This window comes from Streptomyces sp. NPDC057137, from assembly GCF_042670825.1.
Lineage (GTDB): Bacteria > Actinomycetota > Actinomycetes > Streptomycetales > Streptomycetaceae > Streptomyces.
The window spans coordinates 203,706-227,523 of record NZ_JBHUUW010000001.1; the positions used below are offsets into that span (position 1 = coordinate 203,706).

The window sequence follows — 23,818 nt, forward strand, 5'->3', positions numbered from 1 at the left end:
GGGTCACCCGCCGTACCGCCCGGTTCATCCGCCGTACCGCGCGCACTCGCTGTTGTCGCCACCGCTGCGGCAGCCCACGGGCCCTGTCGGTGCCGGGACGGGGCGGTTCCGCTCGTCCTCGTGGGATTGGAGGGCGGCTCCGGCGAAGAAGGCGAGGGCGACGAGCACGGCCATCGAGCCCTGGCTCACGACGGTCACGGTGGCACGCGCACGGGCGGCGATCACGGCCGCCGCGCCTGCCACCACGGCGACGCCGCCGAGGGCGGGCAGGTACCGCCAGAGGGACACCGTCTCGATGTCCGAGGCCGGGTCCAGGTCGAAGTGGTCGAGGAACGGCCACAGGACGACGATCACCGCCACGGCGACCAGTTCGAGGAAGACCAGCGCGCACGAGGCCCCCACGTCGGGGCCACGCTCCGCGCGGGGCTTCACCGAGGCGTCGAAGGCCGGGGGCGCGACGGGCAGGTTGCTCATATCGAACACCCTGCCGGTCCGGGCGGCGTGGGTGCATGAGTACGGATACCTAGCAGCCGCCCGGCCCCCGGAGACCCGCCGGACACGCCCTAGGACCTGTCTTCAAAGTCCCGCCTGGCCCGCGACGCCTGGACGGCACCTCTCCCCCGTAGGCCCCGAGGGGGCCACGGGGGTGCCCCCTGCGTTGTCGGAGTCGGCCAAGTACGGCCGGGCCATCCACAACGCCGATCCTCCGCCTTGCGATGCACCGCACCAACGAGACATCAGCCGCTCCGCAGCGGGCGCAGGCCCCGCCCTACGGGCGGACGGCGCTACTTTGAAGACAGGCCCTAGCCGGGAAAGCGGCCGGTACTCCGCAGGTGCCAGCGGCGTTCCGCGTACGCGAGGTCGTCGCGCCACAGACGGCCGGCGACCGCGCGCATCAGGGGGCGCAGCGCGGGTGCCGCGGCGCGGGCGGCCGTGAAGCCCGGACGGTCGGAGGCGGCGACCACCGCCTCCACGACGGCGGTTCGCGGTCGGCCGCGGTCTTCGTGGCCGAGCGGGGTGGCATGGGTCTCCACCACGGAGCCCTGGCCCTCCCCCTCCGTGATGCGCATGACGACCGTGCGCGGCTCGGGCGCCGTGAAGACGGCGCGCACGGGTACCACCACCCGCCCGGCCACCTTGAAGGAGACGTCCACGGCGAAGCCGTCGCCCCCCTCCTCCGGGGTGGAGAGGACCGTGAGATCCACGAAGGAGTACGGGTGCAGCCAGGCGCCGTGCCAGGGGTCGAGCCGGTTGGCCACCACGTCCTCGGGCTCGCACACCCCGAAGCCGGTGTAGACGGCGTCGACGGACTCGGCCGTCTCGGGCCGGGGCGGGACGACCGGCCGGTCCAACGGCTCCTCGCCACCCGCCCGGTCGAGCCGGACCCAGGCCAACACCCCGTCGTCGTAGGCCGGGAAGGGCTCCCAGCCCGCGAACGGCCCCCCGTCCAGGGCGAGTCCGTGCCAGTGGCAGATCAGTGTGCCGCAGTGCACCCGGCTGTCCTTGAGTGGTGCGCCGAGGTGGGGGCAGGCACCGGGACCGGCCACCAGCTTTCCCGACTCGTCGCGCCACACGACCAGTTCGACACCCGCCACGGTGCGCCCGAGCGGGCGGCCGGGCCGTACGTCGCGGGCGGCGCCGATCACGTACCAGTTGCCCGACGGCCGGGCGAGCGCCTGTTCCAACGCAGCCGCGATGAGGGCCGGCCGGGCCTCGCGCCAACTGGGCTTCTGCCGCTCCCACTTGGCGGGTCCGCGGCGCAGCCGCAGCGGGTACCGCCGTCGCGGGCCGTCGTCGTGAGCGCTCATGCCACCTCCTCGTGCGCGGCGGCGTCCGCACGCGCCTGGGTCAGTTGTACGCCGGTGGTGGTCTCCGTGCCGGACACGTGGGCGGCGGCTCTCGTCCGGGCGGCCACCACCCGTACCAGCCCGTCGACGGCCACGACGGCCCGCCGCCGGCGCGGCACGACGGCGCGGCGGTGCAGCACCGCGTACCCGTCGTCGGCGACGGCGTCGAGGATCCCGCCGTACAGGACGAACGCGGCGCGGATGCACGGGCGTGACACCGGGTCGAGCATGCCGAGTCCGGGCGCCGCCCGCCGGTAGACGCCGCGGGTCAGGGCGACGGCGGCCTTCAGCGCGGCGGTGATCCGCCGGTCCCGGACACCGGTGGTACGGCTCCACGCCAGCAGTTCGCGGTCGACTCCGTGGGCGGCGAGCAGATCGGCGGGCAGATAGATCCGGCCCCGGTCGAGGTCTTCGCCGACGTCCCTGACGAAGTTGGTCAGTTGGAAGGCGACACCGAGTGCGGCGGCGTGCGGGGCGGCCTCCTCGCGGGGGACGACGGTGCCGAGTACCGGCAGCATCTGGAGGCCGATCACGGCGGCCGAGCCGTGCATGTAGCCGCACAGGTCGTCGTAGGTGGCGTAGTCGGTGACCGCCAGGTCGCTGCGCATGGCGGCCATGAAGTCGGTGAACAGCCGGTGGTCGATGCCGTACGCGGCCGCGGTGTGGGCGAGCGCCCTGACCACCGGTTCGCTGCTGCGCCCGGAGCGCAGCCCGGCCGCCAACCGCTCCTGGAGGGCGCCAAGTTGTTCGGCGCGCTCGGCGGCGGTGGCCGTTGATTCGAGGTCGTCGACGATGTCGTCGGCCCAGCGGGCGAAGCCGTAGAGGGCGTGTACAGCGGGGCGTCGCCCGACGGGCAGGAGGCGGGTGGCCAGGAAGTAGGTCTTGCCGTGCCGGGCGTTGAGCCTGCGGCACCGGGCGTAGGCGGCGCGCAGGTGGGGGTCGTCGATGCCGGCGGCGTCGAGTTCGCGGTCGGTCATGCGCTCCGTCCTCCCGGTACGCGGCCGGCCCCCCGGGCGCCCGCGCCGGTGACGCGGGCGGCGGCGAGTTTGCCGGAGATCAGGACAGTGGGGACGCCGACTCCCGGGGTGGTGCCGCAGCCGGCGAGGACGGCGTTCGCGGTGCCGCGCACCAGGTTGCGCGGGCGGAAGGGGCCGGTCTGCGCGAACGTGTGGGCGGCGGAGAACGGGGTGCCCGCCGCGTGCCCTTCGGCGGCCCAGTCGGCGGGAGTGACGAGGCACTCCTCCTCGATGGCGGCGCCGAGTCCGGCCAGTCCGCGGCGTTCGAGCTCGGTGAGGAGGCTGTCGCGGTAGCGGGGGCCGAGGTCCGCCCACTCCTGGACGCCGGGCCCGATACGGGTGTTGGGACAGGGCGCCAGGATGTAGTGGAGGTGGCGGCCCGGTGGCGCGAGGGACGGGTCGGTGGCCGTGGGACGGGTGATGAGGAGGGAGGGGTCGCTCATGAGGCTCCCGGTGTGGGTCAGTTCGCGGAATGTGCCCTTCCAGGCGTGTCCGAACGAGATGGTGTGGTGGCCCAGTCCCGGCCAGGTGCGGTCGGTGCCCGCGTGCAGGATCACCGCGGACGGCGAGAACCGCAGCGGGACCGGGCGGTGCGGCGGCCGGCCGAGCAGGCGGTAGGTGACGGGCAGGTCGGGCGTGAGGACGACCGCGTCGCAGGGGATGCGTACCTGGTCCTCGCCCCGGCCGGTGATGACGGCCGTGATCCGGTCACCGGAGCCGCCGCCGGCGGCCCCTCCCCCGCCCGAGCGCTCCAGGCGCGTGACGTCGTGGCCGTACCGGAAGTCGGCGCCCGCGTCCGCCGCCGCGTCCGCCATGGCCCGGGGCAGGGCGTACATGCCGCCGCGCGGGAAGTAGACCCCGGCGACGGTGTCCATGTACGCGATGACGGCGTACGCGGCCAGGGCCTTGGCCGGCGGGATCCCGGCGTACAGGGCCTGGAAGGAGAAGACCCGGCGCAGGCGTTCGTCCGAGATGAACGACCCGATGCGGGCGTCCAGCCGGCCGAAGCCGCCGAGCGCCGCCAGACGGACGAGGTCGGGGTGGAGAAGGCTCAGCGGCGAGTCGAAGTTGGTGTCGATGAAGCGACGCATCTGTACCGCGTACAGCTTCTCCAGCCAGTGGCGCAGCCGCCGGTAGCCGTGTGCCTCGCGGGCTCCGGCGAAGCGTTCGACCTCGGCCGCCATCGCGTCGCCGCCGGTGTGGACGTCGAGTGCGCTGCCGTCGGCGAATCGTGCCCGGTAGGCGGGGTGCAGGGGGATGAGGTCGAGCCGGTCGGCGAGTGTGTCGCCGACGGCGGCGAAGGCTTCCTCGACGAGGTCGGGCATGGTGAGGACGGTGGGGCCGGTGTCGATCCGGTAGCCGCCGCGTTCGACCCGGCCGGCCCGGCCGCCCGGCCCGGTGCCGCGCTCGACGACGGTGACGGCGCGGCCGGCGCCGAGGAGATGCAGGGCGGCGGAGAGTCCGGCAAGCCCTGCGCCGACCACGACGACGTGGTCGGTCGGTCCGTCGAGGGTCTTCATCGGCCGCTCCCCCGGCCCGCTGCGAGGAGTCTCTCCGGGTGCGGCGGGTCCCGGTCGAGCGTGGACGCCTCCGGTGGTCCGACGCCGGCGGCCGCCCGGAAGAGTGCGGCGAGTTGTCCGCGCGCGGTGGGATCGACGGTGACACCCGCCAGCCGGCGGGCGCTGTCCACGGTGAGCCGGTCGATCTTGGCGTCCACGAGGTCCTTCGCGCCGGTGTCGATGAGTACGGCCCTGACAAGGTCCATGTCCTCCTCGGAGAGTCCCCGGTCCCCGAGCGCGTTGTCGAGGACCGCGAGGGACGCGATGTCGCCGTCGGCCTCGGCGCGGGCGCGGGCCACGGCGACGAGGTAGGTGAGCTTGCCCTGCCGGATGTCGTCGCCGCTGGGCTTTCCGGTGCGCCGGGGGTCGCCGAAGACGCCGAGGAGGTCGTCGCGCAGTTGGAAGGCGATTCCGGCGCGGCGGCCCGCCGAGCGCAGACCCCCGACGGTGGCCTCGTCGGCGCCGGCCAGCGCCGCGCCCAGGGCGAGGGGCCGCTCGACGGTGTACATGGCCGTCTTGAGGCACGCCGCGCGCAACGCCCGGACGGCGCAGCGCGAGCCGCTGGCCTGGCTGTGCAGGTCCAGATACTGGCCGGCCACCATCTCCGTACGCATCGCCTGCCACACCTCGCGGACCCGGCGGCGCGGTTCGGGGGCGAGGTCCGCGTCGGCCACGGTGTCGTCCGCCCAGGCCAGTGCCAGGTCTCCGACGAGGATCGCGGCGGCCGTACCGAAGGGGGCGGCGGCGCCGACATCCCACGCGGGCGGACCTGGATCGGTGGGCGGGCCGGGGTTCGCGAGCGGGCCGTAGCGCGCGGCGAAGTCGGTGTGCACGGCCGGCCGGCCGCGGCGCAGCGGCGATCCGTCCATCACGTCGTCGTGCACGAGTGCGCAGGTCTGGATGAGTTCGAGCCCGGCGGCGATACGCAGGACGGCCCCGGTCCCGATGTCCTCCCCGCCGCACGCGCGCAGGCCCCACCACAGGAATCGCGACCGGATGCGTCTGCCGCCGCGCAGGGTGAAGTCCGCGACGCGTTCGGCGACGTCGCGCGCGAAGACGGCGTCGACCTCGGCCGCGTCCCGGACCCTGCCGCGCAGTACGTCGGCGAGTTCACGCTCGACGGCCGCCGCCACGTCCCGGTCGACGGCGTCCCGCCACGCGCCCTCGTGTCCTTCGGAGAGTCGGGTCCCGGTCCCACTGCCGCGCATCGCGTTTCCTCTCCTCGCGTCGGACGACTGCGTTCACCGTTCGTTCGAGTTCATTCGGACCGGACGGGGAGTTCGGATGCGCCGTGCCCCGGCGGCGCGCTGTCGGCGCCCGGCCGGCGCGCCTCAGTCCACCACGGTCGCCGCCCGTACGTGGGGCAGCCGCGTCACCGGTGCGCCTCTTCGGGTGACATGGCACCGCGGGAGTCCCCCGGCCGGGCGTCGGCGCGCCGTCATCCGGACCGGTCCGCATCCGGACGCCCGGAACGGACGGAACAGCGGGCACGAGTGACATACGTGAGGGGAAGTGGCTCCATGACCGTCTCGGTCGTCCTGTTCACCGGCGATCTGCGCCTGCACGACAACCCCACGCTGCACGCGGCCCTCGCCGGCGCCGACGAGGTGGTGCCGCTGTTCGTCCTCGACAGGGCGATCGTGTCGGCCGGGTTCGCCACGCCCAACCGCCGGGCGTTCCTCGCCGACTGTCTGACCGATCTCGACGCGGGACTCCGGGAGCGCGGCGGGCGGCTCGTCGTACGCACCGGCGACGTGGTGCGGGAGACCTGTCAGGTCGCCGCCGAGGCCGGCGCCGATGAGGTGCGGACGGCGGGCGGGGTCAGCGGCTACGCACAGCGGCGCGAGGAACGGCTGCGCCGCGCGCTGGAGTCCGACGGCCGCCGGCTGCGCGTCCACGACGCCACGCTCACCGCGCTCCCGCCGGGCGCCGTCACCCCGGACGGCTCGGACCACTTCGCGGTCTTCACCCCGTACTTCCGCCGCTGGTCACGGGAGCGCCTGCGGGACGTGCTCGCGGCGCCCCGCACCGTACGGGTGCCGGCCGGGGTCGGCTCCGAGCCCGTGCCCGCGCGCGCGGACACGGCGGGGGTCTCGGCGGGTCTCGCCGAGGGCGGTGAGACGGCGGGCCGCAGGCGCTTCGCCGCCTGGCGGCGGGCCGGCCTCGCGACGTACGAGAGCGGCCACGACGACCTGGCCGGCGACGTCACCTCGCGGCTCTCGCCACATCTGCACTTCGGCACCCTCTCCCCCACCGAACTCGTCGTGCGGGCGCGCCGGTCGGGCGGTGCGGGCGCCGAGGCGTTCGTACGGCAGCTCTGCTGGCGGGACTTCCACCACCAGGTGCTGGCCGCCCGGCCCGGCGCGTCGTCGGCCGACTACCGCACCAAGCACGACCGTTGGCGGTCGGAGGAGTCCGCCGGCGCGGAGATCGAGGCATGGAAGGCGGGCCGGACGGGCTATCCGGTGGTGGACGCCGCCATGCGCCAGCTGCGCCACGAGGGGTGGATGCACAACCGGGGCAGGCTGCTGACGGCGAGTTTCCTCACGAAGACGCTGTACGTGGACTGGCGCGTGGGCGCGCGCCACTTCCTGGAGCTGCTGGTGGACGGCGACATCGCCAACAACCAGCTCAACTGGCAGTGGATGGCCGGGACCGGCACCGACTCGCGTCCCAACCGGGTGCTCAACCCGGTGACCCAGGGCAGGCGGTACGACCCGGAGGGCCGTTACGTACGCCGCTGGGTACCGGAGTTGAGCGGGCTGGCGGGTGCGGCCGTCCACGAGCCGTGGAAGCTCCCGAGGCTCGAACGGGCCCGGTACGACTACCCGGACCCGCTCCTGGAACTGGCCGAGGGCCGGGACCGCTTCCTGCGGGCGCGCGACAAGGGCTGAGGCGGCGCGCCGGAACCGGCGCGGCGGCGACGAGCCGACGCGCACCACCGTCCGACTACCGACCCAGGTCGCGCAGGATCTCGCGGGCCGCCCGTGCCCCGGACGCCAGCGCGCCCTGGACTGACCCGGTCGTGCGGTGGTCCCCGCACACATAGCGTCCGGGACCGACACGGGAGGACCGGGTGAGCGGCTGGGGAGGCGGCATCGCGGGCAGCGCGTCGTGGATGGTGCGCGCCGTCACCAGGTCCCAGCCGGCCGTGTCCGTCCCGTACGTCTCCGCGAGCGCTTCGCGCAGCGCGCGCTCCCGGCCTCCCGTGTCCTCGCCGAGAACGGAGGTGGCGATGAGCGAGGAGCCGGCCGGCGCGTAGCCGGGCACCACCTCGCTCAGCACGCAGCTGTTGAGGAAGCGCAGCCGCGTGTCGGTGAGCAGCGTCGGCTCGGCCAGGGGTGACGCCGGCGCGGTGTGGAAGTACGTGGTGACGACGCGGTACGGCGGCATGTCCAGGCCGGGCAGCAGACGTACGGCGGGCTCCGGCCCGGTGGCGACGACCACGACGCCCGCCGCGCTCTCCCCGCCGTCGGCGAGCAGGACCCCGTCGTCCGTGAGCCGGTCGACGGGGGACTCGAACCGTACGGTGTCGGCGGGCAGCGCGTCGGCCAACTGCGCCGGCACGTCGCCGATTCCGTCCGACGGCAGACAGAGCGTGCCGCGGAGCATGCTGCGCCACACCAGGTGGAAGACCCGGCTGGACGTCTCCAGTTCGTCTTCGAGGAACACGCCGGACAGGAACGGCCGGAAGAACAGGTCGGCGAACTCCTCGGAGATCCCGGCCGCCGCGACGGCGGTCCGCGTGGTGTGGTCCTCGGCGCGCTTCAGCGGCCGTACGGGCCCGAGCATGTCGCGGGCGGACAGGGCGGCGAGGGCGAGCAGATCGCGAGGCGCCGCCGGTCCGCCGCGCAGCAGGCCCCCGACCGTGCGCGGCGCGCGTGTGGGGTCGGCGAGATGGACGCGGCCCTGGTCGGTGTGGACGAGAACTCCCGGTGTGAACGGGCGGAGGCGGAGGTCGCGCAGCGCGAGGCGGCGTTTCGCCTGCGGGTAGGAGGTGTTGAAGACCTGGAAACCCCGGTCGATGACGAAGCCGTCGACGCGATCGGACCGCATACGCCCGCCGACTCCGTCCGACGCCTCCAGCACGTCGACGCGCAGACCGCTCGCGAGGAGGTCGTGCGCGCAGGCCAGACCGGCCAGGCCCGCTCCGATCACCAGGACATCGGGGGTGACACGTGTTACGGGCGTGGTGGGCCGTGTTACGGACATGGTGGGCCGTCCTTCGCTTCGGGTGCCGGTTCGGGGCCGTAGAGCCGGGCCAGTGTCGTGAGCGCGTCGCGCAGTCCGTGGGAGCGCGATATCCCCGGCATCGGCGGTCCCGCCCACCCCGGTCCGGCGAGCATGACCTCGGGGCCGCTCCGGGCTCCCTTCACGCCCCAGCTGCCCGCGGCGATGTGCTGCGCGAGCGGGCGGCTCGCCGTCGAGCGGGACTGGGACCAGAGGACGACGGCGCGGGGGCCGATGCGCCGGGTGGCCTCGTCCAGCGCGGTCACCGGTACGGAGGCGCCGAACATCCTTGTGGGCAGGCCGACTTCGGCCAGTGCGGCGGTCAGCGCCTCGATGGGGAGGGTGTGCTGCTCGCCCGGTACGCAGGCCAGCAGCACCGGCCCGGTGTCGGTCCGCAGGGGCGGGGCGGCCGGTACGCGGCGCAGGGCGGACGAGATGTACCACGACAGCAGGTGCTCGACCTCGACGTACTTGTCACCCGACGCGGCCCACCGGCGTCCCACCGCGCGCAGCGTCGGCATCATCACGGTCTCCCAGGCGCGGACCAGGCCGTACTCGTCGACGAAGGACGTGAGCAGTTCCTCCACGACGGGCGCGTCCAGGCGTACGGCCGCGCGGGACAGGCCCCGGCATTCCGGCCGGACGTCACGGACGTCACCGAGCGGCAGCCCGCGATCCATGGGGCCGGGGCGCGGCGCGGGCCGGTCCGGCGCGCCGCCGGTCCCGTCGCGGGCCGCGCGGGCGGCCTCGGCGGGTGGCACCCCGGCGGCGGTCAGGCGGCACATCTCGTCGAGCATCGCGACGTCGGCGGGCGTCCACCGACGGTGCCGGCCGTCCTCGCGCGCGGCGGGCCCGATGCCGTAACGCCGGTCCCAGGAGCGCAACGTGGTCGGGGAGACGCCGAGCCGGCGGGCAACGGCGCCGGTGGAGACGCCCGTCGTGGCCCCGGCCCGGCCCGCGACATCGCCCGCCCCCTCGACCCCGTGCATCGATTCGCTCACTTGATCACTGTACGAGCCGGCGCCGGTACGCGGCCGGTTGAGCGGCGGCCGGGTCGTCGGGTGCCCCTTCGGCCGGCGTCCCCTGGCCGTCCGGGTCCAGACAGCCGCGCAGCCGGTGCAGGCCGCGGCGTACATGACTCTTCACGGTGCCCAGCGGCAGCCCCGTGCGCTCGGCGATCTGCACCTGGGTGAGGTCGTCGAAGAACGCCAGGGACAGCAGACGCCGTTGGGCCTGCGGCAGTGTCTCCATGGCGCGCAGTACCAGCACCCGGTCCAGCACCGCCTCGGGGTGGTCGGACGGTCGCGCCACGCGGGTCTCGGCCGCCGCGGTCGCCGCCGCGACCAGCGCGGTGCGCCGGGTGCGGGCGGCGAGGGCGTCGACGATCTTCCGCCGGGTGATCCCGACGACCCAGGCGGCGATGGGCCCGCGTTCCGGCCGGTAGCCGGCTCGCCCCCGCCACACGCCGAGAAAGACTTGCTGCGTGATGTCCTCGGCCTCTTTGGCGTCGCCCAGGGAACGGGTGGCCAGGGTGTGCACCAGCGGTCCCCACCGGCGATAGGCGTCGGCCAGCGCGTCCGGGTCGCCGCGCAGCAGGGCGGCGACGAGGTCGTCCTCGGCGCGGGTGTCCTCGACGGGCACCGGCGTGTGGGGCCGGGACCGGGTGCCGGCGTCGGCTTCGGCGTACGTCGAGTTCACAGCGGCTCCTCCTGCCGGGAGTCGCCCGGCCGGCGGTACGGTCGGCGGGTACGTGGGGAGACACCGGTCACTCTTGCCAAACGATGCGTCGCGGGCAATACGCATCGTTTCCGCATCGCCTGTCACAATCACCGGATGAGTGATCCGACGGGACTGTGGCGCGCGCACCTGGGAGACGGCCGGTATCGGGAGGTCCTGATCCATGACGACGGCACGGGGTGGACGGAGTCGGGCCGTCGTTCGTCGTTCGAGTGCATCACCGAGTTCACCTGGGTGCTGACCGAGCCGGACCGGATGGAGTTCACGTACGGGGAGTGCCGCGAGGTCGAGGACGGCCGGGTGTCGCACACCTGGCCGGCCCAGGAGCACTCGGCCCACCGGTTCACGGTGGGCGAGCGCGCCGACCCGGACGGCCCGGTCTTCGTCCTGACGCTGGATCAGAACCTGCTGGGCGCGGTGGAGTTCACGCGGAAGGCTGTCCCCGGTCGCCGAACGGGCTGAGGAATCAGCCCTGTTGGGGGCGCTACGGCAGGTTCGCCGGTACCTGGCGGGCGGAGGGTGACAGATACACGCGGCAGTCGCGCAGTCCCGGCAGATCCGGAATCCGCTCGACCCGCCAGCCGCGCGCGTACGCCGGTGGTCCGGCGTTGCCCGCCGCCACGAACGCCACCGGCCGTTCGAGCCCGTAGGCCACGAGTTGGCCGGGGGTGATGCTGCCGTCGTGGCCGCCGGTCTGCCGCGACGCGCAGCCGGCCCGGAAGGCGACCCTGATCGCCTCCGTGCCGCTGACCACACACGGCGGCCGTACGCCCTGCCGTGCCAGCTCGGCCACCACCCCGTCCAGCTTCACGCGGTCGGCGCGGCTGCGCTCCGCCCGGTCGGCGACGACCGAACCCTGGACCCACAGATGCGCGACCGCCGCCGTCACCAGCAGAGCCACGACCAGCCGGCGGGGCCTGGCGGTCCTGACGATCCAGGTCAGGAAGAGGGCGGTGGGCAGCGCGAACAGCGCGTACACGGGAAGCAGGAAGCGCGGCGCGGCGTACCCGATCAGCAGCAGGTACTGCACGGCCATCGACAGTCCGACCAGCGTCGGCACCAGTACGAGCGGCAGCCGCCGCAGGCGGGCGGCGACCAGCACTCCGCCGAGGGTGAGCAGCGGCAGGGCGAACCACCAGATCGCGGTGGCGGGCCGGCGCCACCGGACGTCGCAGGGGCGGCAGAGCAACCGCCCGTCGAGCGAGCGCATGTGGTCGGCGAAGACGAGGTGCCAGCCCAGGTGTCCCTGGATCTCGCTCGCCCGCGCCAGCCGGGTGAAGAGGCCGCCGTAGCTGACGTACGCCTCGATGATCCACTCCGCGCAGCCGATGGCCACGCCCGCGGCGAGCGCCGTCAGCAGGGCCCATCGCCGCCAGCGTCCGACGGCGAGCGCGACGAGTGCGAGCGGGGCGCCGAGCCAGAAGGCGTCGGTGGGACGCATGAGCGCGACGAAGGCCACCGCGACACCGAGCCCGATGAGGGCCGTACGGTCGGTCCGGTCGCGCGCGGCCCTGAGGAAGAAGCCGACGGCGCAGAGGCAGCCGAGGGCGACCCAGAGGTTAGGCATGACCTGCGGCCCGTAGAAGAGGGTGATCCACAGCCCGGCGAACAGGGCGCCGGCGAGGGCGAGTACGGATGCCGGAAGCAGGCGCCGCCACACCCGGAGGGCGACGAAGAGCCCGGCGCCCGACAGCAGCGCGAGATAGACGCGGAGCGCTTCGACGGAGGAGGTGAGTGAGGTCACCGGGGCGATGAGGAAGGTGATGCCCCGGGCGCGGGGGGCGCTGAAGAACGCGGTGTCGGAGGCGGCGCGGCTGACTTGGCTCGTGTACACCGTCTCGTCCCAGCCGAGCCCGGATCCCGGTACGAGGAAGACGAGTTGAACAATCGTGTACACGCTCGCGACGACCGCCAGCCACAGGAGACCGTCGTCGGCCGTCCAGTCCCGGCGGGCCGGGCGGCTCGTCTCTCGCAGGCCGGTCGCGACGGCCTTGGTCTGTGTCATGGCCCAAAGCTGCCTGTCCGGGGGCTACCCGGCCGACGGACACGCCATGGGTCGAATATTAAGAAATCGCATCTAAAGCATATGAATCACTCTTGGTCGCTCGATGGCTCGCCTATCCGGGTGTCGACGGCCCGCTCGGTGACGAAACCATGCGGCGCGCCAACTGCACGATATGGGCCCGCAGATCATCGGTGTCATCGGCGGTGTCGTCGCCGGTGTCGTCATCGGTGCCGTCGCCAGAAGCATCGGCCACGTCCGCCCCGTCGGCCGCCGGGCCGAGGATCAGCCGGGTGATCTGGGGGAACGCGGTCGGCAGGATGGCGAGGCCGATGAGCGCGAGGAGGGTGCTCGCCGCCTCGCTGTCGGACTCGGTGCCGAGGGTGTCTTCGAGCGTCGCGACCATGTCCCGGTAGTGGGCGCCGCGCGGCTGTTCGTTCGGCAGGCCGCCCCCGTCGTAGTACAGGGCCTCCCACATCATCAGGCGCAGCAGTTGCGGGTTGCGCCGGTGGAGGTCGTAGATCCGGCCCGCGTACTCGGCGGGATCGCCGGACGGCGGCCCGAGCAGCGTGGCGTGCTCGGTCAGGGCCTCGGAGACGACGGCGGCGAAGAGTTTCTCCTTGCTGCCGAAGTAGCCGTAGATCCGTTCCTTGCTGACGCCGGCCCGCTCGGCGATCCGGCCGACGCGCGCGCCGCCCATGCCGTGGGCGGCGAATTCGTCGCGAGCCGCGACAAGCAGCCGGGTGCGGGTTCCTGCCAGTTGATCGGTGGGAGGCATGGCAGAACCCTACATTGCCGACCAGACGGTTGGTTGGCTACGGTCCGATCATGAGAACGACACGAGAATCAGACGCGGGTGTATGGGTGACCGGCCTCGGGGCGACCACCCCGCTGGGCGGTGACGTGCCGACCACGTGGTCGGCGATGCTGGCCGGGGAGAACGGGATCGGCGTGCTGGACGACGACTGGGCGGCCGGGCTGCCCGTCCGGCTGGCGGCCCGGCTGCGGACGGATCCGGCGACCGCCCTGCGACGGACCGAGGCCCGCCGGCTGGACCGGTGCGAGCAGGCCGCCCTGGTCAGCGCCCGCGAGGCATGGGCCGACGCGGCGCGCCCGGAGGCCGATCCGGAGCGGATCGCGGTCGTGATCGGTACGGGAGTCGGAGGCGTACTGTCACTGCTCCGCCAGGACGACATCCTGGAGGAGTCCGGGCCGCGCAAGGTCTCGCCGCACACCGTGCCCATGCTGATGGCCAACGGGCCCGCGGCCTGGGTGAGCATCGACCTGGGGGCCCTGGGCGGGGCGCACACACCGGTGAGCGCGTGCGCGTCCGGCGCCGAGGCCATCGCCACCGGGCTCGACCTGATCCGGCTCGGCCGGGCCGATGTGGTCGTCGCGGGCGGGACGGAGGCGTGTCTGCACGGGCTGCCGCTGGCGGGGTTCGCGCAGATGATGGCGCTGTCCACGGCCAACGACGATCCGGCGGGGGCGTCGCGCCCGTTCGACGCGGGGCGCGACGGCTTCGTGCTGGGCGAGGGAGCCGCCGTACTGGTGCTGGAGCGCGCGGAGTTCGCCCGCTCGCGCGGCGCGCGCCCCCACGGCGTACTCGTCGGCGCGGGGGTGACGTCCAGCGGGCGGCACATCACCGCGTCGGACAGCGGCGGCCAGGTGCGCGCCATCCGTACGGCCCTGAGATCGGGCGGGCTCCATCCGGAGGATGTCGGCCTCGTGCACGCGCACGCGACGTCCACCCCGCAGGGCGACGTGGCGGAGGCGAACGCCATCGCCGAGGCCGTCGGCGGACACCCGGCCGTCACCGCGACCAAGTCGATGACGGGCCATCTGCTGGGCGCGTCCGGGGCGCTGGGCGCGCTGGCGACGGTGCTGGCGCTGCGGGACGGGACGGTGCCGGCGACCAGGAATCTCGACACGATCGACCCGGCGATCGATCTGGACGTCGTCGCCGGCCGTCCCCGCCGGGGGACCTGGGCTGCGGGGGTCGCCAATTCCTTCGGATTCGGCGGCCACAACGTCTCGCTGGCGTTCACCGCGGCGCCGTCCGGGGCGAGGTCCGGGGCGAGGTCCGGGGCGGTGCGGTCCTGATCCTTCGTTGGACAGGCAGTGCCACCTCACCGAAGATATGGGCAGCAACATCCCTTTTCATCCGTTTCATACGGTGAGGACACAGCGCCCATGCCGCAGCGCACCACACGACGGTCGTCGGCCGGATATCTCGGCGCCGCGGTCGTCTTCGCGATCGGCATGCTGGGTACAACGCTGCCCACTCCGCTGTACGGGCTCTACCGCGAGAAGCTCGGCTTCTCCGAGTTCATGGTGACGGTCGTCTTCGCCGTCTACGCCTTCGGGGTCATCGCCGTGCTGCTGCTGGCCGGCAACTTCTCCGACCAGGCGGGCCGCCGACCGGTCCTGTTCTTCGCGCTCGGGCTCTCCGCCGCCAGCGCGGTCTGCTTCCTCACCGAGGGCGGACTGCCGCTGCTGTTCGCGGGGCGCCTTCTGTCGGGTTTCGCCGCGGGGCTGTTCAGCGGCGCCGCCACCGCCACCGTGATGGAGCTGGCGCCGCCGGGCCGTGAGGCGCGCGCGGGGCTGGCCGCCACGGCGGCGAACATGGGCGGACTCGGCTGCGGGCCGCTGCTCGCGGGGCTGCTCGCGCAGTACGCGCCGTCGCCGCTGAAGCTGCCGTTCATCGCGGCACTGGCGCTCGTGGCCGTGGGCGTCGTCCTGACGTGGTTCCTGCCGGAGCCGGTCGAGCACCGGACCCGGCGGCCGAGGCTGCGGCCGCAGGGGCTGAAGGTGCCGCCCGAGGTACGGGGGATCTTCGCGCCGGCGGCGCTGGCCGCGTTCTCCGGCTTCGCGCTGCTGGGGCTCTGTACGGCGGTGACGCCGACGTTCATCGCGACGACCTTGCACGAGAGCAATCTGGCGGTGTCGGGCGCCGTCGTGTTCTCGGTCTTCCTGGCCTCCACCGTCGGGCAGTCCCTGATGGGCCGGGTGGGAGCGGCGAGAGCGCTGCCGGGCGGCAGCCTGGTACTGGTGGCGGGGCTCGTACTGGTGGGAGCTTCCTTGTTCATCGAGTCGCTGCCGCTGCTGGTGGTCGGTGTGATCTGCGGCGGACTGGGCCAGGGGCTGGCGTTCCGCGCGGCCATCACCGCCATCGGCGCGGCGGCGCCACCGACGGCGCGCGGTGGCACGATCTCCACGTTCTTCGTCGTCGCGTACATCGGCATCTCACTACCGGTGATCGGGATCGGCGCGCTGACGCTGCTGCTGGAACTGCGGACCGTGGGCCTGATCTTCACCGGGTGCGTGGCGGTGCTGGCGGCGTGTGTCGGGCTGTACGAGCTCCGCGAGCTGCGGGTACGGCGGAACGCGGACGCGGCCTGAGTCGACGGAGCGGGCCGGGGTCAGGGCGCTCGACGGACGCGGGCCGCTCCGACGTAGAAGCCGCTCTCCTCGGCCGCCGGGGCGGGCGTGTCCTTGTACCAGTCGGGGGCCCGGACGAGACCGGGCTCCACGAGGTCGAGCCCGTCGAAGAACCGCTCGACCTCGTCCCGGGTGCGGGGCCGGAGGTTGATACCGCCGGACCGGTAAGTCCCGGTGATCTTCTTCGCCTGTTCGGGGTCCAGGAAGTCCGCGGTGCCGTGCGAGATGATCAGGAGGCTGCCGGACGGCAGGGAGTCGACGAGGGTCCGGGTGACGCCGTACGGGTCGTCGTCGTCCCCGAGGAAGTGCAGCACCGCGACGAGGGACAGCGCGACGGGCCGGTCGAAGTCCAGGAAACGGCGGGCGTGTTCGAGGACGCCCCGCGGCTGGCGTACGTCGGTCTCGACGTACTCGGTGGCCCCTTCGGGCGTGCTCACCAGCAGGGCCTCGGCGTGCCGGAGCACGATGGGGTCGTTGTCCGCGTACACGATCCGCGCGGCCGGGACGATCTTCTGCACGATCTGGTGCAGGTTGGGCTCGGTGGGTATGCCGGTGCCGATGTCGAGGAACTGGTCGATACCGCTTCTGGCCGCCCAGGCCACGGCCCGGTGCATGAACTCACGGTTGATCTGCGCCCCACGCTGCGCCCCCTTGGCCAGCTTCTCCGCCAGCTCCCGGTCGACGGGGTAGTTGTCCTTGCCGCCCAGGTAGTAGTCGTACAGCCGGGCGGGGTGGGGCTTGCTGGTGTCGATCTGGGGCTTGGGGGTGCCTGACGTCATGCGCCGGATTATGTCACCGCGATCACATGGCCACTGACCCGCCCCCATCCTTCGAGTGTGTCAACTACCTTGAGGCAGGGGCCTGTTCATGGCGTACGGGGTCGGGGCACGCGCCCATGCGACCGGTCGGTCGACGATGGGTCAGGCTGCCGACCCACGCCGGCCACGGGGCCTCGGGCTCTAGCTGACGGTCAGTCGGTAGACCTGGCGTGAGCCGCCCTCCGGGCCGGGGTCCGTCGTCTCGGCGGGGATGAAGCCCAGCCGTTCGTAGAAGGCGCGGGCGCCGCTGGCGACGGCTCCGGGGTGGTCGGCGCCGAAGGTCACCACCTCGACGGTGCCGGGGCCCGTGACGAACCTCGTCATCACCTCGGCCATCAGCGCGGCGCCGACGCCCCGGCCGCGCGCCTGCTCCGAGACGACGAGCCAGTGGACATGGAACGTCGGGGCGTCCGACCCGAACAACAGGCCGCCGAGCAGGGGCGGTTGAGCGGTCTCCGGCCGTGCCGCCGCCAACTGGTCGACGGCGACGAGAGCCCGCCCCCCACGTACGTGCTCGACCACGGCGCCGCTGAAGCCGGGGTCGTCCACCATCGGCCCGAACCAGTGCTCCACCTGGGCCGCCAGGCCGAGGAAGCCGGACAGATCCTGCTCTCGCGCGAGTCTTACGATCATGGGAAGCATTCTGGCACCGTCCGGGACCACACGGCGTGCGGTTGCCGCACGGTGATCAGATGAGCGACGCTGTACAGTCCGGCCATGGAAGCTCGTACGCCCCCGTCACCCCCGTCGCCCCAGCCACCGAATCCGCCGCGGCCGCAGAACAGACGGGCCCGGCTGCGGGCGGAGACCACCCAGGAGATCAAGTCGGTCGCGCTCGCCCTGATGTCCTCGGGCGGGCCGGACGCGATCACGCTGCGCGCCATCGCCCGTGAGATGGGGATGACCGCGAACGCGATCTACGGCTACTACGCGACCCGCGACGACCTCGTCACCACCCTGATCGCCGAGGTGTACACCTCGCTCGTCGACGTGGCGGAGGCCGCGCGCGACGCGCTGCCGGCCGAGGACTCCGCCGGTCGGATCCTGGCGTGGGCCACCGCGTTCCGGCAGTGGGCGCTCGACAATCCCGAGGGGTTCCGGCTGGTGTACGGGGACCCGGTGCCCAACTACCGCCCCCCGGAAGGCGGTCCGGCCGCCGAGGCCGCGCGCCGGGCCTGCGCGGGGCTCACCGGACTCGTCGCCACCGCGTGGCCGCAGGCGGTGGCGCGGCAGTCCGACGAGAGTTACGAGTGGTCCGACTTCGCCCCGTCGCTGGCCGCGGCGGTCCGCGAGGACTTCCCGGATCTGCCGCCCGTCGCCGTGGCTCTCGCGCTGCGGGTGTGGGGGCGGATGCACGGGCTGGTGTCGCTGGAGATCTACGGCCATCTGGGCGGGCAGACCGGCGCGCCCGAGAAGATCTACCGCGCCGAGATGCTGGACCTCGTCCGGTCCCTGGGCCTGTCGGCGTAGCCCGGCCCGCACCGGTCAGCCCGACAACGCGTGGCCCGGGCGATGCTCTTCGACGGGGTCGTGGCCTTCGGCGAGAAGGGGAGGGGACGTGTCGTCAGGGGTCGTGGGGAAATCGGACACGGCGAGGCTCACCTGCTCGTCGCATGCGGCATGCGCGCATTCGCAGGAGAAGGGCAGCACGACGTCCGAGATGTCCTCCAGCGCCCGCGCCCATGGTCGGGTGAAATAGCTGCGGTACTGATCGACAGAAGCACGGTTGGCGTAGCGGATCAGTTGGCTTCGCTCGGCTCGGTCTTTCGCGGTCGGCCCCTGTGTGAGCACCGCGCCAAAGCGTCTTTCAACCTCCGCCACGACTTGTTCCAGGGACCATGATTCGTCGATCACCACGACCTGGTCCCTGAACTGCTCGGCCTCTTCGGCGATCACATCGCTCAGGTGCTCGTACAACTCCCTTGTCCCGGGGGGCAGGTGACGTTCATTCAGTCGCTCGCGCCGCAGCCCCGGCGTCGGGAAGAGCCACAGGGCTGATCCGTCGCGGACCACCTCCGGGGTGATCGGTGTGCCTTCGGCAATCGTCAGCGGAGCAGCCGGCAGAGCGCGAAGGTCGTCTTGGATCATGGGGCCGCGCTCACGGTGCAGGGACATGGCAAGCCTGTCCTCAAGGGAGGCGGACCGCCGGTCCGGGATCGTCATCTCCTCGAACCGGATCGCGGCCGGATGTCCTGCGGCGACCGCCCGGTCGCGGTGCTCCCACGTGCGAGCGTCGGAGTTGTACCAGCGCAGGCCGTGACGCCGGGCGAGCAATCGGGCAACTGTGGACTTGCCCGCTCCCGGTGGGCCGCCCAGCCACAACACGTTTTCGAGACTGTTCGTCAATTGGCACTCCTTGACCAACCGTGGCTCACCGCCTCGCAGAACAGGAAGAAGAGCGGCGTCCTCGAACGCGGGAAGCGGTACGGGCGGTAAGCGTAGTGCCCATGACCGCCGGCTCACCGTGCTCGGCACCGTCCCAGGACCGGTTGCGGCGGCCCGGCCCGGATGAGCGCGTCCGCGTCCCCCGCGCGGGCGGGGCATGAAACCGTACCGGCATGACCACCTTCGTACCGCTTCCGGCGTCCGCCGCCTGGTCGCACGAGCACGCGCGCCAAGGGTTCGAGGTCGTGTACTTCCGGCACTCGGGCGACCAGCGGCACATCGTCGGGTGCACGACGGCCGTCGAGGACGGTCGGACCTGGACCGTCGACTACGACATCACCCTGGACGCCGACTGGCTGACGCGCCGGGCCGTCGTCACCGGGCGGTCCGAGGCCGGGACGCGCTCGACCGTGCTCCAGGCGGACGGCGCGGGCCGCTGGCAGGTGGACGGGGCGCCGGCGCCGCACCTCGACGGGGTTCTCGACGTCGACCTGGAGTCGTCGGCGATGACCAACACCCTTCCCGTGCACCGTTTCCAACTGGCCGTCGGGGCCTCGTCGGCGGCGCCGGCAGCGTACGTACGCGCGCTCGACCTCTCCGTCGAGCGGCTGGAGCAGGACTATCGGCGCATCGCCGACGAGGGGTCGCGGCAGGCTTACGACTACTCGGCCGAGGTCTTCGACTTCCGCTGCCGGCTGGTCTACGACGAGGCGGGTCTGGTGCTCTCGTACCCGGGGATCGCCACCCGCGCGGCCTAGGGCCTGTCTTCAAAGTAGCGCCGTCCGCCCGCAGGGCGGGGCCTGCGGCGGCTGGTGCGGTGCATCGCAAGGCGGAGGATCGGCCTCGTACTGGGCGTACTTGGTCGATTCCGACAACGTGGCGAGGTGCCGTGCCAGGCGTCGCGGGCCAGGCGGGACTTTGAAGACAGGTCCTAGGCCGCCGCGTCCGCGTGTCTCTCGTACGTCACCGGATCGGGAACTCGACCCCGCGCTCGCTCTCCGGACGCGGGCCGAAGACGCGCCGCTCGGACTCCTCGATCCGCAGGTCGTTGATGCTGGCCTCGCGGCGCCGCATCAGCCCGTTCTCGTCGAACTCCCACAACTCGTTCCCGTAGCTGCGCCACCACTGGCCGCCGCTGTCGCGGCACTCGTACTGGAACCGCACCGCGATCCGGTCGCCGTCGAACGCCCACAGGTTCTTCCGGAGCGCGTAGTCGAGTTCGCGCGACCACTTGTCGCTCAGGAACTCGACGATCGCCGGGCGGCCGGTGACGAAGGTGTCGCGGTTGCGCCAGACGGAATCGACCGTGTACGCGCCGGCGACGCGCTCCGGGTCGCGGGTGTTCCAGGCGTCTTCGGCGGCCTGCACCTTCGCCAGGGCGGCGGCGCGGTCGAAGGGCGGTACGGGCGGGCGGACGGTCATGGGCCATCTCCTGAGAACGATCATTCTCGACTGGCCGCCAGTCTAGAAAACGATCGTTCTCCGTACGGCCTCCGGCGCCGCAGGAGGCCGTGGCCGAATTCCGCCGCCGGACGGGCCCGGCTCGACCGCACCCGTCCGGCACCCGCGACGTCGCGGCCTCCTCTAGTAGAGGGAGAGGCCGTAGACCGACAGCCACTCCACGACCGGCTGGTAGAAGGTGGTGCCGCCCGACGAGCAGCTTCCGCTGCCGGCGACGATGATGCCCAGCGCGGTCGTTCCGGAGAACGCGGGGCCGCCCACGTCGCCGGGCTCGGAGCAGATGTTGGAACTGAACAGCCCGCTCACCACGCCTTCGGGGTAGTTGATCGTGACGTTCACGGCCGTGATGGTGCCGCAGCGGACTCCGGCCACCTGGCTGACATGGCACAGGGAACGGCCGACCGTCGGGTTCGCGGCGCCGGTGATGTCCTGCGCCCCGCCCGCGCCGAGTGTGACCTCGCCGGGGAAGGTCACCGCCGTGCTGGTGGTGTAGCGGATGAGCGCGTAGTCGTTGACCGGGAAACTCGATCCGGCGGTGGTGCCGACGAACACGGTCAGGGCCGCGTCCGCGTACCAGTTGGTGGCGCCCTGGGCGCAGCGGCCCGACACCAGGCCGTAGTAGGTGCTGCCGCTACGGGCGTTGAAGCCGACGGTGCAGCGGGTGCCGATGCTGCTGTAGATGACGTTGCCGCCGCGCACCGCGACCGCCTTGCCGGCTGCGGACGTTGCGGCGGTGGCTTTCGGCGTGCCGGACTCCTGCGCGTACGCCGCTGACCCGGTGGCGGTGAACCAGCCGAGCAGCAGGGTCAGTGCGGCGACGGCCGACGCGGCCGTGCGGAGCGCTCTGCCGAACCCTCCGCGGAACGGTCTCTCGGTGCGGTACGGATTCAGGTGCGGACTCATGTTCCCTCCCCGTTTTCCCGGTCATGACATGTCATGCGCCTGCCATTGTGGGGTCGCGGGGAGGGATACGTCAGTGGGAAAGGCGCCATTCGGCCGGTATCGGCCGCACGACTCCTGCCTTCTGACGGTGCGTCAGGCCGCCGCCTCCAGATCCAGGAGGACGGACTTGGCTGCGGCGCCACCCGCGTAGCCGCCGAGCGTCCCGTCGGCGCGCAGCACGCGATGGCACGGGACGACGACGGGAAGCGGGTTGGTCGCGCAGGCCGTACCGACGGCGCGGACCGCCTTGGGGTTGCCGACGAGCCGGGCGACCTCGCCGTAGCTCAGCGTCCGTCCGTAGGAGATCTCCGGGAGGTGACGCTGCACCAGCTGCCGGAATCCGTGCGACAGCGACATGTCGAGCGGCAGGTCGAACGTCCTGCGCTCGCCGTTGAAGTACTGGTCGAGTTCGCGGGCCACGTCGTCCAGGCGCTTCGGGGCGCGCAGCACCCGGGGGCTGAGCGTGCCGGCCAGGTCGTCGAGGACCTTGTCGTGGTCCTGGTTGTGGAAGGCCACGCGGACGAGGCCCTTCTCGGTGGCGGCGAGCAGGAGCCGGCCGACGGGGCTGTCGACAACGGTGTACGCGACGTCCAGCAGGCCGTCGCGGGTCGCCGCGTCCTCCAGCCTGGCGTGCAGCCGGGCGAGAGTCTCGGGGGCGGCCGTGGCACGGCCGAGGAGGGCCGAGACGTCCGGGTCATCGGTGGCGTCGTCCTTCATGGTGTCGCTCATGGTGTCGCTCCTTTCAGCTTCGGTCGGAGAGGGTGGTCCTGAGTGCTTTGATGCCGTCCGACGCGGCGCGGCGCGCCGCTTCCGGAGTGCCCCCGACGATCTCCGCGACGTCCCGGTACGGCAGTCCGGCGAAGTGGTGGTACGCCACCGCCTGCCGCTGTTTCTCGGGGAGCGCCTTGACGGCCCGCCAGAGGTCGTGGTCGGTCTCGCCCGGCAGTCCGACGGGCGACGGACGCTCGGGCAGCTCCGCGACGGGGACGGCGTGGCGCCGGCCCGCGCGGGTGATGTCGATGGCCTTGCGGTGGGCGATCGTCACCAGCCACGCCTCCACGTTGGCGTCGTCCGGCAGGTCCGGGTAGGCGCGCATCGCGGCGAGGAACGTCTCCGACCAGGCGTCGTCCGCGTCGTGGACGCCGACGACCGCCCGGCACACGCGGAGCACGGTGTCCGCGTGTTCCTCGACCACTCGCTCGAAGGGCTTCTTCATGGCGATCATTCTCTGCCGGTGTGCGGGTGCCCTGTTCAGAAGAGCCTGGCCTCCTTCACGGTCGCCGGCTCCTCGATCTCCAGGAGTCGCTGCTTGCGCTTGAGGCCGCCCGCGAAGCCGGTGAGCTTCCCGTTGCTGCCGACCACCCGGTGGCAGGCCACGATGATGGAGAGCGGGTTGTGGCCGACCGCCTGGCCCACGGACTGGGCGAGTGCCTTGTTCCCCAGCCGTTCGGCCAGTTCGCCGTACGTGGTGGTCTCGCCGAACGGGATCTCCCGGAGCATCGCCCAGACCCGCTCCTGGAAGGCGTCCCCGTTCGTCCGCGTCGGCAGGTCGAACGTGGTCCGGTCGCCGTCGAGGTACTCGGCGAGCTGGGTCGCGGCCAGGGTCAGCAGGGTGTCGTCCCGGACGTCGATGCGCCGGCCCAGGCTCGCCTCGGACGGCATGTACCAGTGGTGCGGGAAGTACAGGCCGGTGATCGCGTCGCCCGATGCGACCACGGTCAGGCCGCCGAGCGAGGTCTCGACGATCGCGTGGCGGGTGTCCGTGCCCGTGTCCGTGCCCGTCTCCGTAGCCACGCTCTTGGCCGTGCTCGCGCCCGTAACCGCCCCCGTAGCCGTGTCCGTATTCGTGCCCGCGGGCTGTCCGATGTCGGTCATGGTCCCGGCCTCCTTCTCGTGCGACGTCCCTGTTCAGTAGGTAGACGCGCGGGAGCGGGCGAATGTGAGGTCGTAGGTCGCGGCGGTTCGGCGCGTGGCTCTCGGCTGCGCTCCGTCGCCAATCTTTCGTCTCTCCGTGGACATTGAGTGTTGAAACGCTGCGAAAGATGGCTTCCAGAAGCGTGCGAGACGGCCATTTCAAGCCGCTGAGCTGCCGGAACTCACCCATGAAGGTCAACGGGCCCGCTCATCGGAGCCGTCTCACTCTGTGTAGCCATAAGGCCGGAACCGGACACCCATCGAGAAAGTTATTGTGATCTGAAGCACAGCTTCGGGCACCTGTGGGCGCCGAACGTTCCACGCGCATGTCATGTCGATATCAACGACATGATCCACGGATGACGCACATGAAAAACGTCCCCTAACCTCCCGTCTGCCTGAATCCACCTCGCACCAAAGACGTACACATGTTCGATGAATCGCGTCGGCGACTCTCTGTGATCGG

Annotated in this window: 24 protein-coding genes; 6 read left to right on the forward strand and 18 right to left on the reverse strand. The window is 72.4% G+C overall.

Annotated elements, in window-relative coordinates:
- Nucleotides 1–24: 24 nt before the first annotated feature.
- The 5 genes from ACFT9I_RS00820 to ACFT9I_RS00840 form a co-directional block, all read right to left on the reverse strand.
- Entirely contained in the window at nt 25–474 is a 450-nt protein-coding gene (locus ACFT9I_RS00820; protein WP_382558983.1) for a DUF6234 family protein, read from the reverse strand.
- Nucleotides 475–803: 329 nt separating this feature from the next.
- A complete protein-coding gene (locus ACFT9I_RS00825) occupies nt 804–1,808 on the reverse strand; it encodes a DUF5914 domain-containing protein (protein WP_382558985.1) in 1,005 nt (334 codons plus the stop codon).
- The gene (locus tag ACFT9I_RS00830) at nt 1,805–2,824 is read right to left on the reverse strand and encodes a phytoene/squalene synthase family protein (protein WP_382558987.1); all 1,020 of its coding nucleotides are present in this window, start codon (nt 2,822–2,824) and stop codon (nt 1,805–1,807) included. The genes ACFT9I_RS00825 and ACFT9I_RS00830 overlap by 4 nt, the downstream gene beginning before the upstream one ends.
- Entirely contained in the window at nt 2,821–4,383 is a 1,563-nt protein-coding gene (locus ACFT9I_RS00835; RefSeq protein ID WP_382558988.1) for a phytoene desaturase, read from the reverse strand. The genes ACFT9I_RS00830 and ACFT9I_RS00835 overlap by 4 nt, the downstream gene beginning before the upstream one ends.
- Nucleotides 4,380–5,630 (reverse strand): polyprenyl synthetase family protein, encoded by a 1,251-nt coding sequence (locus ACFT9I_RS00840; RefSeq protein WP_382558990.1) that lies wholly within the window; start codon nt 5,628–5,630, stop codon nt 4,380–4,382. Before ACFT9I_RS00840 ends, ACFT9I_RS00835 begins: the two co-directional genes overlap by 4 nt.
- A gap of 312 nt (nt 5,631–5,942) precedes the next feature.
- Between ACFT9I_RS00840 and ACFT9I_RS00845 the strand changes: the two genes are divergently transcribed.
- Nucleotides 5,943–7,316: a cryptochrome/photolyase family protein gene (locus ACFT9I_RS00845; RefSeq protein ID WP_382558992.1), complete on the forward strand. Its 1,374-nt coding sequence runs from the start codon at nt 5,943–5,945 to the stop codon at nt 7,314–7,316.
- A 55-nt stretch (nt 7,317–7,371) separates the two neighbouring features.
- Here the strand turns inward: ACFT9I_RS00845 and ACFT9I_RS00850 are convergent, their stop codons facing one another.
- Genes ACFT9I_RS00850 through ACFT9I_RS00860 form a run of 3 tightly spaced genes read right to left on the reverse strand, consistent with a single transcriptional unit; the run spans nt 7,372 to nt 10,350 of the window.
- Nucleotides 7,372–8,634, reverse strand: coding sequence for an NAD(P)/FAD-dependent oxidoreductase (locus tag ACFT9I_RS00850; protein ID WP_382558994.1), 1,263 nt, complete (start codon nt 8,632–8,634; stop codon nt 7,372–7,374).
- Entirely contained in the window at nt 8,625–9,641 is a 1,017-nt protein-coding gene (locus ACFT9I_RS00855; protein ID WP_382559596.1) for a MerR family transcriptional regulator, read from the reverse strand. Before ACFT9I_RS00855 ends, ACFT9I_RS00850 begins: the two co-directional genes overlap by 10 nt.
- A gap of 16 nt (nt 9,642–9,657) precedes the next feature.
- The gene (locus ACFT9I_RS00860) at nt 9,658–10,350 is read right to left on the reverse strand and encodes an RNA polymerase sigma factor (RefSeq protein WP_382558995.1); all 693 of its coding nucleotides are present in this window, start codon (nt 10,348–10,350) and stop codon (nt 9,658–9,660) included.
- 135 nt (nt 10,351–10,485) lie between these two features.
- Between ACFT9I_RS00860 and ACFT9I_RS00865 the strand changes: the two genes are divergently transcribed.
- Entirely contained in the window at nt 10,486–10,851 is a 366-nt protein-coding gene (locus ACFT9I_RS00865; protein ID WP_382558997.1) for a hypothetical protein, read from the forward strand.
- Between the two features lie 22 nt (nt 10,852–10,873).
- Here ACFT9I_RS00865 and ACFT9I_RS00870 read toward each other — a convergent pair whose 3' ends face one another.
- Together ACFT9I_RS00870 and ACFT9I_RS00875 are read right to left on the reverse strand one after the other, a co-directional pair.
- Nucleotides 10,874–12,394: a hypothetical protein gene (locus ACFT9I_RS00870; RefSeq protein WP_382558999.1), complete on the reverse strand. Its 1,521-nt coding sequence runs from the start codon at nt 12,392–12,394 to the stop codon at nt 10,874–10,876.
- A gap of 112 nt (nt 12,395–12,506) precedes the next feature.
- Nucleotides 12,507–13,169: a TetR/AcrR family transcriptional regulator gene (locus ACFT9I_RS00875; RefSeq protein WP_382559001.1), complete on the reverse strand. Its 663-nt coding sequence runs from the start codon at nt 13,167–13,169 to the stop codon at nt 12,507–12,509.
- A gap of 50 nt (nt 13,170–13,219) precedes the next feature.
- Between ACFT9I_RS00875 and ACFT9I_RS00880 the strand changes: the two genes are divergently transcribed.
- Both ACFT9I_RS00880 and ACFT9I_RS00885 read left to right on the forward strand, forming a co-directional pair.
- Nucleotides 13,220–14,494: a beta-ketoacyl-[acyl-carrier-protein] synthase family protein gene (locus ACFT9I_RS00880; RefSeq protein ID WP_382559003.1), complete on the forward strand. Its 1,275-nt coding sequence runs from the start codon at nt 13,220–13,222 to the stop codon at nt 14,492–14,494.
- Between the two features lie 90 nt (nt 14,495–14,584).
- Complete coding sequence (locus ACFT9I_RS00885; RefSeq protein WP_382559005.1) at nt 14,585–15,793, forward strand: MFS transporter; 1,209 nt, start codon at nt 14,585–14,587, stop codon at nt 15,791–15,793.
- A gap of 20 nt (nt 15,794–15,813) precedes the next feature.
- Here ACFT9I_RS00885 and ACFT9I_RS00890 read toward each other — a convergent pair whose 3' ends face one another.
- Nucleotides 15,814–16,611: an SAM-dependent methyltransferase gene (locus ACFT9I_RS00890; RefSeq protein ID WP_382559007.1), complete on the reverse strand. Its 798-nt coding sequence runs from the start codon at nt 16,609–16,611 to the stop codon at nt 15,814–15,816.
- A gap of 180 nt (nt 16,612–16,791) precedes the next feature.
- Nucleotides 16,792–17,283, reverse strand: coding sequence for a GNAT family N-acetyltransferase (locus ACFT9I_RS00895; protein WP_382559009.1), 492 nt, complete (start codon nt 17,281–17,283; stop codon nt 16,792–16,794).
- Nucleotides 17,284–17,367: 84 nt separating this feature from the next.
- Here ACFT9I_RS00895 and ACFT9I_RS00900 point away from each other — a divergent pair, with 84 nt between their 5' ends.
- Entirely contained in the window at nt 17,368–18,120 is a 753-nt protein-coding gene (locus ACFT9I_RS00900; protein WP_382559011.1) for a TetR/AcrR family transcriptional regulator, read from the forward strand.
- A 15-nt stretch (nt 18,121–18,135) separates the two neighbouring features.
- Here ACFT9I_RS00900 and ACFT9I_RS00905 read toward each other — a convergent pair whose 3' ends face one another.
- Nucleotides 18,136–18,996, reverse strand: a complete 861-nt coding sequence (locus ACFT9I_RS00905; RefSeq protein ID WP_382559013.1) for a hypothetical protein — start codon at nt 18,994–18,996, stop codon at nt 18,136–18,138.
- A gap of 212 nt (nt 18,997–19,208) precedes the next feature.
- Between ACFT9I_RS00905 and ACFT9I_RS00910 the strand changes: the two genes are divergently transcribed.
- Entirely contained in the window at nt 19,209–19,793 is a 585-nt protein-coding gene (locus tag ACFT9I_RS00910; protein WP_382559015.1) for a putative glycolipid-binding domain-containing protein, read from the forward strand.
- A gap of 205 nt (nt 19,794–19,998) precedes the next feature.
- On the opposite strand, the gene ACFT9I_RS00915 is transcribed toward ACFT9I_RS00910, so the two are convergent.
- From ACFT9I_RS00915 to ACFT9I_RS00935, 5 genes are all read right to left on the reverse strand, one after another.
- Entirely contained in the window at nt 19,999–20,457 is a 459-nt protein-coding gene (locus tag ACFT9I_RS00915; protein WP_382559017.1) for a nuclear transport factor 2 family protein, read from the reverse strand.
- Nucleotides 20,458–20,619: 162 nt separating this feature from the next.
- Nucleotides 20,620–21,399: a S1 family peptidase gene (locus ACFT9I_RS00920; protein ID WP_382559019.1), complete on the reverse strand. Its 780-nt coding sequence runs from the start codon at nt 21,397–21,399 to the stop codon at nt 20,620–20,622.
- Nucleotides 21,400–21,531: 132 nt separating this feature from the next.
- Nucleotides 21,532–22,167, reverse strand: a complete 636-nt coding sequence (locus tag ACFT9I_RS00925) for a methylated-DNA--[protein]-cysteine S-methyltransferase (RefSeq protein WP_382559021.1) — start codon at nt 22,165–22,167, stop codon at nt 21,532–21,534.
- 13 nt (nt 22,168–22,180) lie between these two features.
- Complete coding sequence (locus ACFT9I_RS00930; protein ID WP_382559023.1) at nt 22,181–22,654, reverse strand: RNA polymerase sigma factor; 474 nt, start codon at nt 22,652–22,654, stop codon at nt 22,181–22,183.
- 35 nt (nt 22,655–22,689) lie between these two features.
- Nucleotides 22,690–23,313, reverse strand: coding sequence for a methylated-DNA--[protein]-cysteine S-methyltransferase (locus ACFT9I_RS00935; protein WP_382559024.1), 624 nt, complete (start codon nt 23,311–23,313; stop codon nt 22,690–22,692).
- Nucleotides 23,314–23,818: the final 505 nt, after the last annotated feature.